Annotated in this window: 9 protein-coding genes and 1 pseudogene; 7 read left to right on the plus strand and 3 right to left on the minus strand. The window is 63.0% G+C overall.

Annotated elements, in window-relative coordinates:
- Positions 1–90 precede the first annotated feature (90 nt).
- Positions 91–1,062 (minus strand): tyrosine recombinase XerC, encoded by a 972-nt coding sequence (locus tag ABR948_RS15275; RefSeq protein ID WP_428119257.1) that lies wholly within the window; start codon positions 1,060–1,062, stop codon positions 91–93.
- A gap of 183 nt (positions 1,063–1,245) precedes the next feature.
- On the opposite strand from ABR948_RS15275, the gene ABR948_RS15280 reads away from it, so the two are divergent.
- A complete protein-coding gene (locus ABR948_RS15280) occupies positions 1,246–3,456 on the plus strand; it encodes a primosomal protein N' (protein ID WP_428119259.1) in 2,211 nt (736 codons plus the stop codon).
- Between the two features lie 142 nt (positions 3,457–3,598).
- Here ABR948_RS15280 and ABR948_RS15285 read toward each other — a convergent pair whose 3' ends face one another.
- Both ABR948_RS15285 and ABR948_RS15290 read right to left on the minus strand, forming a co-directional pair.
- Positions 3,599–4,108 carry a septal ring lytic transglycosylase RlpA family protein gene (locus ABR948_RS15285; RefSeq protein ID WP_428119261.1) on the minus strand — a complete coding sequence of 170 codons (510 nt, stop codon included), beginning with the start codon at positions 4,106–4,108 and terminating at the stop codon, positions 3,599–3,601.
- Positions 4,109–4,246: 138 nt separating this feature from the next.
- Positions 4,247–4,663 carry a hypothetical protein gene (locus tag ABR948_RS15290; RefSeq protein ID WP_428119263.1) on the minus strand — a complete coding sequence of 139 codons (417 nt, stop codon included), beginning with the start codon at positions 4,661–4,663 and terminating at the stop codon, positions 4,247–4,249.
- 174 nt (positions 4,664–4,837) lie between these two features.
- Between ABR948_RS15290 and ABR948_RS15295 the strand changes: the two genes are divergently transcribed.
- From ABR948_RS15295 to ABR948_RS15320, 6 genes and pseudogenes are all read left to right on the plus strand, one after another.
- Entirely contained in the window at positions 4,838–5,398 is a 561-nt protein-coding gene (locus ABR948_RS15295; RefSeq protein ID WP_428119265.1) for a F0F1 ATP synthase subunit delta, read from the plus strand.
- Positions 5,398–6,845: pseudogene (atpA, locus tag ABR948_RS15300) on the plus strand (F0F1 ATP synthase subunit alpha). Before ABR948_RS15295 ends, atpA begins: the two are co-directional and overlap by 1 nt.
- Before the next feature lie 105 nt (positions 6,846–6,950).
- Positions 6,951–7,829 (plus strand): F0F1 ATP synthase subunit gamma, encoded by an 879-nt coding sequence (locus tag ABR948_RS15305; RefSeq protein ID WP_428119267.1) that lies wholly within the window; start codon positions 6,951–6,953, stop codon positions 7,827–7,829.
- A 50-nt stretch (positions 7,830–7,879) separates the two neighbouring features.
- Positions 7,880–9,322, plus strand: coding sequence for a F0F1 ATP synthase subunit beta (gene atpD / locus ABR948_RS15310; RefSeq protein ID WP_428119269.1), 1,443 nt, complete (start codon positions 7,880–7,882; stop codon positions 9,320–9,322).
- Between the two features lie 138 nt (positions 9,323–9,460).
- Positions 9,461–9,868: a F0F1 ATP synthase subunit epsilon gene (locus tag ABR948_RS15315; RefSeq protein WP_428119271.1), complete on the plus strand. Its 408-nt coding sequence runs from the start codon at positions 9,461–9,463 to the stop codon at positions 9,866–9,868.
- Between the two features lie 252 nt (positions 9,869–10,120).
- Positions 10,121–10,589 (plus strand): adenylate/guanylate cyclase domain-containing protein (locus ABR948_RS15320; protein ID WP_428119273.1); only part of this gene is annotated, 469 nt, incomplete at its 3' end.

A 10,589-nucleotide genomic window follows, 5' to 3' on the forward strand; every position in this document is an offset into this window, starting at 1 on the left:
TGACAGGGTTACGATTGCCGAACAATATCGGCCGCGCAAGAGGCAAGCGGTTGTGCGGACAGTTTGTCCGGGCTGGAACGTCGGGCGGTTTCAGGCGCGCGGATGCGCGGTCTGATAGACTTCCAGCAGCCGTTCGCTGTCGATGCCGGTGTAGATCTGCGTGGTCGAGAGCGAGGCGTGGCCGAGCAATTCCTGGATCGCGCGCAGATCGCCGCCACGGTTCAGAAGGTGGGTTGCGAAAGAATGTCGCAGCGCATGCGGGGTCGCGCTGTCGGGCAGGCCCAGCGCGCCGCGCAGCCGTTCCATGGTGAGTTGAATGATTCGCGCCCGCAACGGGCCGCCGCGGGCCCCGACAAAGATCGGCCCTTCCGCCGGCAGCGGATGCGGGCACATCGCCACATAATCCTGAACCAGTGTCAGCACGTTTTGCAGCACCGGCACCATGCGGGTCTTGTTGCCCTTGCCGGTCACAACAAGCACGTCGCCCGCGCCGGGCAGCGGCACGTCGCGGCGCTTCAGCCCGAGCGCCTCGGAGATGCGCAGGCCCGAGCCGTACAACAGCGCCATCACGGCGGCGTCGCGGGCCCAGATCCAGGGATCGCGGGTTTCGCCGGCGCGCTCATCGGCATCGGCAAAGCGCTTGGCTGCCGCCATATGGATTGGTTTCGGCAGGCTCTTGCCGACCTTGGGCGCGCGGATCGCCGACAGCGCGCCGACCTTGCCAACGCCTTCGCGCTCAATAAAGCGCCCGAACGAGCGCAGGCCCGCCAGCGCGCGCATCAGGGAACGGCTGCCGATCTCGTGCCCGCGCCGCATCGCCATGAACGCCCTGACATCGCTGGCTTCAAGGGCCGCAAAACGGGCGAGTGTCACCTGTGCGCCCCAGTGTTCGCCAAGAAACTCCAGAAACTGACGCAGGTCGCGGGTATAGGCCTCCAGGGTCTTCGGCGACAGCCGGCGTTCGGCGCGCAGATGCGACAGCCAGCGCGTCATCTGCAGCGCGATGCTGGCGTCGGCGCAGGCGAGTTCGATGGGCTGGATGGGGAGATTTGGCTTGGACATGGTCGTCCTCGGGCCGTGCTTGGGCTGTCCCTGGAACTGTCGGGGGCGCGCTTCCGGCGATTATATCGCACCTGTTTCGTTTACCGTTCGCTAACTTGCCCCGGTCGGGCCGCGAGACACTGGCCCCGACCGGCCCGCGACCTTAAGTTAGCCCGCCCCTTTGGTTTCGAGCCTGATTCTCCGATGGACCATTCCACGCGTGCCAGCAGCTCATCCGCATCGTCGACCCGCGTCGTCGATGTGCTGGTGCCGGTCGCGCTCAATCAGAATTATTCCTACCGCGTGCCGCGTGGCATGGAGTTGAAGCCGGGCGATGTGGTGTGCGTGCCGCTGGGGCCGCGCGAGGTGGTCGCGGTGGTGTGGGCCGAGAACGCCAATCCCGATCCGCGCCTGCACAATCGCCTCAAGGATGTCGGCGAAAAGCTCGACGTGCCGCCGCTGAAGGAAGAACTGCGCTCGCTCGTCGACTGGGTCGCCAATTACACGCTGTCGGCGCGCGGCATGGTGCTGCGAATGACATTGCGGATGGGCGAACATCTCGGCCCGGAGCGGGTACGGATGGGCGTGCGGCTGGTCGGCGAGGTGCCCAAACGCATGACGCCGGCCCGGCGCCGGCTGATCGAACTATTGTCGGATGGCCTGTTGCACGGCAAATCGGACGCCGCCAAGGAAGCCGGCGTCAGCGTCGGCGTGGTCGATGGCCTGGTCGACGAGGGCACGCTGGTGACCGAGCCGATGCCGCGGGCGCTGGCGCCGCCGGCGCCCGATCCATCCTTCGCCGAACCCGATTTTTCCCGCCAGCAGCGAACTGCAGTCGATGCGATGCGCGCGCTCGCCGCCAATGGCAGCTTTCATGTCGCGCTGCTCGATGGCGTTACTGGTTCGGGCAAGACCGAGGTTTATTTCGAGGCCATCGCCGAGGTCATCCGCCGCGGCAAGCAGTCGCTGATCCTGATGCCGGAGATCGCGCTGACCGGACAATTCCTCGACCGCTTCGCGCAGCGCTTCGGCGTGCGGCCGCTGGAATGGCATTCCGAACTGACCCCGCGCACGCGGCAGCGCAACTGGGCTGCGATCGCGGCGGGCGAGGCACCGGTCGTGGTCGGCGCGCGCTCGGCGCTGTTTCTGCCCTACGCCAATCTCGGATTGATCGTGGTCGATGAAGAGCACGACCAGGCCTACAAGCAGGACGAAGGCGCGCATTACCATGCCCGCGACATGGCGGTGGTGCGCGCGCATATCGCCAAAATTCCGATCGTGCTGGCCTCGGCGACACCCTCGGTCGAGACCGAGGTCAATGCGCGCAAGGGCCGCTATCAGCGGGTGGTGCTGCCGTCGCGGTTCGGCGGCCAGCACATGCCGCATATCGAGGCGATCGATCTGCGCCGCGAAGCGCCGGCGCGCGGACGCTTCATCTCGCCGCTTTTGGCCGAGCAGATCCGGATCGCGATCGAGCGGCGCGAGCAGGCGCTGCTGTTCCTCAATCGCCGCGGCTACGCGCCGCTGACCTTGTGCCGGGCCTGCGGGCACCGCTTTGCCTGCACCATCTGCGACGCCTGGCTGGTCGATCATCGCTTTCGCCAGCGTCTGGTCTGCCATCATTGCGGTTTCTCGATGCCGCGCCCGCAGGTCTGTCCGCATTGCGCGGCGGAACAATCGCTGGTCGCGGTCGGCCCCGGCGTCGAGCGCCTGCAGGAGGAAGCCGCCAGCCTGTTTCCGGACGCGCGCACCATGGTGTTGTCGAGCGATCTGATCACCTCGATCGAGACCATGCGCACCGAGTTGAACGAGATCGCGGAGGGACGCGTCGACATCATCATCGGCACCCAATTGGTGGCCAAGGGCCACAATTTCCCGCGGCTCAATCTGGTCGGGGTGGTGGACGCCGATCTCGGCCTGAGCAATGGCGATCCGCGCGCCGCGGAGCGGACCTTCCAGCTGCTCAACCAGGTGATCGGACGCGCCGGGCGCGATCAGGGCCGCGGCGTCGGTTATCTGCAGACCCATCAGCCCGAACATCCCGTGATGAAGGCGCTGGTGGCCTGCGACCGCGAAGCGTTTTATGCCAGCGAGATCGAGGCGCGCGAACGCACCGGCTATCCGCCGTTCGGCCGGCTGGCGAGCCTGATCATTTCGGCGGGCGACCGGCCCACGGCGGAGGGTTTTGCGCGAAAGCTGGCGGCGATCGCGCCGATCGATCAACGCATCCAGGTCTTGGGACCGGCCGAAGCCCCGCTGGCGGTGATCAAGGGCCGCTATCGCTTTCGGCTATTGGTGAAATCGCTGCGCAATGTCGATCTGTCGGAATATCTGCGCGAATGGCTCGCGGCCGGTCCCAAGACCAAGGGCAATCTCAAGCTCGAGATCGACGTCGATCCGCAGAGCTTTTTGTAACGAGTTGGGGCTCTACGAAAGAAAAAAGCCTGCCGTCATTCGCGACGGCAGGCCTGGTTTCGGCGTGCAGCAAGTTCTGCGGCGTTACGCCACGCTTGCCGGACTCGATGTAAGTGAGAGGGCGTTCAGAAGCCCGAACGGGTCACATGACCTCGGCGACGACGCGGCCGACGCCGGCGCTGGTCAGGCCGACGGCACGCGCCGCGGCGGTCGAAAGATCGAGAACCCGGCCACGGACGAACGGTCCCCGGTCATTGACGGTGACGACGACGCTACGGTCGCCATGGGTCACCCTGAGCTGGGTCCCAAACGGCAGCGAACGGTGAGCGCAGGTCATGGCGTTCTGGTTGAAGCGCTGACCCGAGGCGGTCCTGCTGCCGGATTCGTTGCCGTAGTAGGAGGCCATGCCCGAGAAGCTCCGTCCGGTGCCCGACGAAGGGGTCACCGAGGCATTGGCGTCGCGCCAGGAGCCGGTGACGTCGGAAGCATTGCTGGCGTGATGGAAGTGGCGATGGCCGTGGTGGTGGTGCCTAAAGGATCTGGCCGAGGCTTCGGTGACGCTCCCACCGACCAGAAGAGTTGCGGCGAAAAGTGCTAGCGCCGTACGGGACTGGGTTACATTTCCCAGCGCCTGGATTTTTGATGTCAGCATATATCAGTCCCTCAATAGTAGTATTGCCACATATGCGGCAAGTGGAACCCCCGCTCCAAGTTGAAGGGTTGCCGTTTGGTGGGCTAATGAGGCATAAAAGGGGCAGTAGATTGTTTTATCTCTCCCTGAAACATCTTGTTATCGAGTACAGATAATCGAGCGGCGGTTGGTAACAGAAACAATTAAGAATTTATTAACCATATAATACCTGTTAATACTGAAGAGTGAAGTCATCGGCGGTGATGCCGAGACTTCAGCAAGTAATGCGCAAATCGAATAGCTCGCCGCGGCGAACCGTTCCCTTTTGGGACTCATGCCCACCATGCATTTGAGGGTGGAACGATGGTCGGCGTGGGTGACCGTGACGCCGGTCTCGGGTTTGGCGCAGGCGGTGGATTCGGAGCGGCCAAGAACCTTGGTGCCGAAGACCTGGTGCAAAAGGTCTGGCACCGAAGACCTGGCGCGGAAGGCTTGGCGCGGAAGGCCTGGCAAAACGGCTTTCCAACGTCGACGCCAAAGCCGATGCGACAAGGCATCGCTCGACGCCGCTGTCATGTTGCACCTGCGCTATTGCTATGTTAGCAAAGCCGCGATTTTAACGATCCCGGTGCGGTCCGTACCGGTCGAAAATCGAAGTCCCGCTTGAATTCCAAGGGCTTGGATCGCTAGGCGCCGCATCGTGGCGACGGTTTTTTCCCTTGCGAGTTTGACAGCTAAAAGAGCGTGCTTGTGGCTGCAGAAGATCCGTCCGTTTCCGGTGTGTCCGGCCGTTATGCAACGGCCTTGTTCGAGTTGGCGCGCGATGAAAAATCCATCGACGCGGTCAGGGCCGATCTCGACCGGTTCGACGCCATGCTGGCGGACAGTGCCGATCTCAAGCGTCTGGTTCGCAGCCCGGTATTTTCGGCAGATTCGCAGTCGAAGGCCTTGACCGCGGTGCTCGACAGGGCCGGAATCTCCGGTATCTCAGCCAAATTCCTCAAGGTCCTTACCGCCAATCGCCGGCTGTTCGCCGTCAGCGATGTGATCCGCGCCTTCCGGGCGCTGGTGGCGAAGTTCAAGGGCGAGGCGACGGCCGACGTCACCGTCGCCGAAACGCTTAGCGACAAGAATCTCGATGTCCTCAAGACCGCACTGAAATCGGTGACGGGCAAGGACGTCGCGCTCAACGTGAAAGTCGATCCTTCGATCATCGGCGGCCTGGTGGTCAAACTTGGCAGCCGCATGGTGGATAGTTCGCTTCGCACCAAACTCAATTCGATCAAGCACGCGATGAAAGAGGCAGGCTGATGGACATCCGCGCCGCGGAAATTTCCGCGATCCTCAAGGACCAGATCAAGAATTTCGGCCAGCCGGCGAGATGGTCGAGTTCGAGAACGGCACCCGCGGCATGGCGCTGAACCTCGAAACCGACAACGTCGGTATCGTGATCTTCGGCGCCGACCGCGAGATCAAGGAAGGCCAGACCGTCAAGCGCACCCGCGCCATCGTCGACACGCCGGTTGGCAAGGGCCTGCTCGGCCGCGTCGTCGATGCGCTCGGCAATCCGATCGACGGCAAGGGCCCGATCCAGGCCGACAAGCGGATGCGCGTCGACGTCAAGGCGCCCGGCATCATTCCGCGCAAGTCGGTCAACGAGCCGATGGCGACCGGCCTCAAGGCGATCGATGCGCTGATCCCGGTCGGCCGCGGCCAGCGCGAGCTGATCATCGGCGACCGTCAGACCGGCAAGACCGCGATCGCGCTCGACACCATCCTGAACCAGAAGCCGCTCAACGCGCAGACCGACGAGAAGATCAAGCTGTATTGCGTCTACGTCGCGATCGGCCAGAAGCGCTCGACCGTCGCCCAGTTCGTCAAGGTGCTGGAAGAGCAGGGCGCGCTGGAATATTCGATCATCGTCGCGGCCACCGCTTCCGATCCGGCGCCGATGCAGTACATCGCGCCGTTCACCGGCTGCACCATGGGCGAATATTTCCGCGACAACGGCATGCACGCGGTCATCATCTATGACGATTTGTCGAAGCAGGCTGTCGCCTATCGCCAGATGTCGCTGCTGCTGCGCCGCCCGCCGGGCCGCGAAGCCTATCCCGGCGACGTGTTCTACCTGCATTCGCGCCTGCTCGAGCGCGCCGCCAAGCTGAATGACAGTCAGGGCTCGGGCTCGTTGACGGCGCTGCCGATCATCGAAACCCAGGCCAACGACGTCTCGGCCTATATCCCGACCAACGTGATCTCGATTACCGACGGCCAGATCTTCCTCGAAACCGATCTGTTCTTCCAGGGCATTCGTCCCGCGGTCAACGTCGGCCTTTCGGTGTCGCGGGTCGGATCGTCGGCGCAGACCAAGGCGATGAAAAAGGTCGCCGGCAAGATCAAGGGCGAGCTGGCGCAATACCGCGAAATGGCGGCGTTCGCGCAGTTCGGCTCCGATCTCGATGCCTCGACGCAACGCCTGCTCAACCGTGGCTCGCGCCTGACCGAACTCCTCAAGCAGCCGCAATTCTCGCCGCTGAAGATGGAAGAGCAGGTCGTGGTGATCTATGCCGGCGTCAACGGCTATCTCGATGCGCTTCCGATCGCCAAGGTGCGCAGCTTCGAGGACGGCCTGTTGTCGCTGCTGCGCGGCAAGAACGTCGACATCCTCAACACCATCCGCGACAGCCGCGATCTCAGCGACGATACCGCCGCCAAGCTCAAGGGCGTGGTCGAGGGTTACGCCAAGACTTTTGCTTAAAGAGAAGTTTGCTTGATTTGCCATCATGACCCGGCACGCGGCCGGGCATGATGAAAGAGGGGGTTGCGGTCGGATCAAAGATCGGATCGCCGGGGTGATCTAAGAATGGCTTCACTTAAAGACATGCGGGTCCGCATCGCCTCCACCAAGGCGACGCAGAAGATCACCAAGGCCATGCAGATGGTCGCAGCCTCAAAGCTGCGCCGCGCGCAGACCGCCGCCGAGGCGGCGCGGCCCTACGCGGAAAAAATGGACGCGGTGATTTCCAATATTGCGACATCGGCCGCGGGCTCGCCCGGCGCACCGGTGTTGCTGGCCGGCACCGGCAAGGATCAGGTGCATCTGCTGCTGGTGTGCACCGGCGAGCGCGGCCTGTCCGGCGCCTTCAATTCGTCGATCGTGCGCCTCGCCCGCGAACGCGCGCTGGCGCTGATCAATCAGGGCAAAGAGGTCAAATTCTTCTGCGTCGGCCGCAAGGGATTTGAGCAACTGCGCCGTAATTTCGAGAAGCAGATCGTCGAAAACCTCGATTTGCGCTCGGTGCGCCAGCTTGGCTTCGTCAACGCCGAAGACATCGCACAGAAAGTCATCGCGCGCTTCGATGCCGGCGAGTTCGACGTCTGTACGCTGTTCTATTCGCGCTTCAAGTCGGTGATTTCGCAGATCCCGACCGCGCAGCAGATCGTTCCGCTTGTCGTGGAAGCCCCGGCGGCGAATGCCGGCCCGGCGACATCCTATGAATACGAGCCGGAAGAAGACGAGATCCTGAGCCGCCTGTTGCCGCGCAATCTCGCGGTGCAGATCTTCCGCGCGCTCTTGGAAAACAACGCCTCGTTCTACGGCGCGCAGATGAGCGCGATGGACAACGCCACCCGCAACGCCGGCGACATGATCCGCAAGCAGACCCTGATTTACAACCGTACCCGCCAGGCAATGATCACCAAGGAGCTGATTGAAATCATCTCCGGCGCCGAGGCGCTCTAGCCGTCAGGCTGACGGCCACCTACGTTTTCGGACTTCAAGGAGAGAGTTTTATGGCTACACCCGCCAACCAGACCGGACGCATCACGCAAGTCATCGGCGCCGTCGTCGACGTACAGTTCGAAGGCCATCTGCCTGCGATTCTGAGCGCCATCACGACCATGAACGGCAACAACCGTCTGGTGCTCGAGGTTGCGCAGCATCTCGGCGAATCCACCGTGCGTACGATCTCGATGGACACGACAGAAGGTCTGGTCCGCGGCCAGGAGGTCAGCGACACCGGCGGCCCGATCCAGGTGCCGGTCGGCGCCGGCACGCTCGGCCGCATCATGAACGTGATCGGCGAGCCGATCGATGAAGGCGGTCCGATCGTTTCCGAAGGCATGCGCGCGATCCATCAGGAGGCGCCGACCTACACCGACCAGGCGACCGAAGCTGAAATTCTGGTTACCGGGATCAAGGTTGTCGATCTGCTGGCGCCTTACGCCAAGGGCGGCAAGATCGGCCTGTTCGGCGGTGCCGGTGTCGGCAAGACCGTGCTGATCCAGGAACTGATCAACAACGTCGCCAAGGCGCACGGCGGCAATTCGGTGTTTGCCGGCGTCGGCGAGCGCACCCGCGAAGGCAATGACCTCTATCACGAGTTCATCGAATCCAAGGTCAATGCCGATCCGCATAATCCGGATCCGAACGTCAAATCGAAATGTGCTCTGGTGTTCGGCCAGATGAACGAACCGCCCGGCGCCCGCATGCGCGTGGCGCTGTCCGGTCTGACCGTCGCGGAGCATTTCCGCGATCAGGGCCAGGACGTGCTGTTCTTCATCGACAACATCTTCCGCTTCACCCAGGCCGGTTCGGAAGTGTCGGCGCTGCTCGGCCGTATTCCTTCGGCAGTGGGTTATCAGCCGACGCTGGCCACCGACATGGGCGCGCTGCAGGAGCGCATCACCACCACGCACAAGGGTTCGATCACTTCGGTGCAGGCGATCTACGTGCCGGCCGACGACTTGACCGATCCGGCGCCCGCGACCTCGTTCGCGCATTTGGACGCCACCACGGTGCTGAATCGCGCGATCTCGGAAAAGGGCATCTATCCGGCGGTGGATCCGCTCGACTCGACCTCGCGCATGCTGTCACCGCTGATCGTCGGCGAGGAGCACTATCAGACCGCGCGCATGGTCCAGCAGGTGTTGCAGCGCTACAAGTCGCTGCAGGATATCATCGCCATTCTCGGCATGGACGAATTGTCCGAAGAGGACAAGATCGCCGTCGCCCGGGCCCGCAAGATCGAGCGCTTCCTGTCGCAGCCGTTCCACGTCGCCGAAATCTTCACGGGATCGCCCGGCAAGTTCGTCGACCTCGCCGACACCATCAAGGGCTTCCGCGCCATCTGCGAAGGCAAGTACGATCATCTGCCGGAAGCCGCGTTCTACATGGTCGGCAACATCGACGAGGCGGTCGAAAAGGGCAAGAAGCTGGCTGCCGAGGCAGCCTAAATCGTCACTTCGTCATTGCCGGGCAAAAGCGCGAAGCGCGTCTTCGAACTGGATGTCCCGGCAATCCATCCAAAGAGAAGTTTTTGATGATGGACCCGCGGGTCGGGCCCGCGGGTGACAACCAAGAGAGTAACTGCCATGGCCACCTTCCATTTCGATCTCGTCTCACCTGAAAAACTCGCTTTCTCCGGTGACGTCGATCAGGTCGACGTTCCCGGCGTCGAGGGTGATTTCGGTGTGCTGGCCGGACATGCGCCGGTTGTGGCCGCGGTTCGGCCGGGAATCCTGACGGTGTTCTCAGGCGGCACCAAGCAGAAGATCATCGTGCTCGGCGGTCTGGCGGAAGTGTCCGACAAGGGCCTCACCGTGCTGGCCGATGTCGCGACCTCGCTGCAGGATCTGGATCGAGCCAAGTTCGCCGAAGAGATCTCCGGCATGGAAGCCAAGCTCGCGGAAAAGGACGGTTCCGAACTCGACCGCGCGGTCGAACGGCTCGATCATTTCAGGAGCATCCAGCACGAGCTCAATACCACGGCGCTGCATTAGCGGCCGATCGGTTCTGACGGAATCAGAACCGAGGTTCTAATTTCCGCTTGCCCTGTTTTCCTTGTGCGACTCGGCAGCTGCCTTCGCTTCAAAACGTGCCGGTATGGCAAGCGCCAAACTTCCGTACGCGGTTGTGCAAAAGCCCTGTAGATACGGCATCCACGACCTCGTGACGGCCGGTGAAACCCGGTTGCGCCCGAGGGGTTCTGGCGGCATTCTGCGCCTTGCATTGGGTGTCCGGGGCTGGCCTTCATGAAACGCAAGATCGCGGCGATTTTCGCGGCCGATATTGCCGGCTACTCCAGGCTGGTCGCCGAGGACGAAGAAGAAACGCTGCGGCGGCTTGCATCCTATCGGCAGGTGACGGACGACTTCATCGCGCGGTATGGCGGGCGCATTTTCAACACCGCCGGCGACGCCGTTCTCGCCGAATTTCCCAGCGCGGTCGAAGCGGTGCGATGCGCGATCGACATCCAGGAGAGCCTGCGCACCCGGAACATGGCGTATCCGGCCAGCCGCCAGATGAGTTTTCGGATCGGCATCACGATCGGCGATGTGGTCGAGCGCGATGGCGACCTGCTTGGCGATGGCGTCAACATCGCAGCAAGGCTGGAGGGACTGGCCGAAGTCGGCGGCATCTGTATTTCGCGCGCGGTGCATGAACAGGTTGCCAACAAGCTGTCGGTGCAGTTCGCCGACATCGGCGCGCAGGAAGTGAAGA

Source organism: Bradyrhizobium sp., assembly GCF_050014615.1.
GTDB lineage: Bacteria > Pseudomonadota > Alphaproteobacteria > Rhizobiales > Xanthobacteraceae > Bradyrhizobium.

What these genes read in the sequence shown, in the direction of transcription:
- ABR948_RS15275 (WP_428119257.1), bottom strand. Translation starts at nt 1,062, where the DNA reads ATGTCCAAGCCAAATCTCCCCATCCAGCCCATCGAACTCGCCTGCGCC.
- ABR948_RS15280 (WP_428119259.1), top strand. Translation starts at nt 1,246, where the DNA reads ATGGACCATTCCACGCGTGCCAGCAGCTCATCCGCATCGTCGACCCGC.
- ABR948_RS15285 (WP_428119261.1), bottom strand. Translation starts at nt 4,108, where the DNA reads ATGCTGACATCAAAAATCCAGGCGCTGGGAAATGTAACCCAGTCCCGT.
- ABR948_RS15290 (WP_428119263.1), bottom strand. Translation starts at nt 4,663, where the DNA reads ATGACAGCGGCGTCGAGCGATGCCTTGTCGCATCGGCTTTGGCGTCGA.
- ABR948_RS15305 (WP_428119267.1), top strand. Translation starts at nt 6,951, where the DNA reads ATGGCTTCACTTAAAGACATGCGGGTCCGCATCGCCTCCACCAAGGCG.
- atpD (WP_428119269.1), top strand. Translation starts at nt 7,880, where the DNA reads ATGGCTACACCCGCCAACCAGACCGGACGCATCACGCAAGTCATCGGC.
- ABR948_RS15315 (WP_428119271.1), top strand. Translation starts at nt 9,461, where the DNA reads ATGGCCACCTTCCATTTCGATCTCGTCTCACCTGAAAAACTCGCTTTC.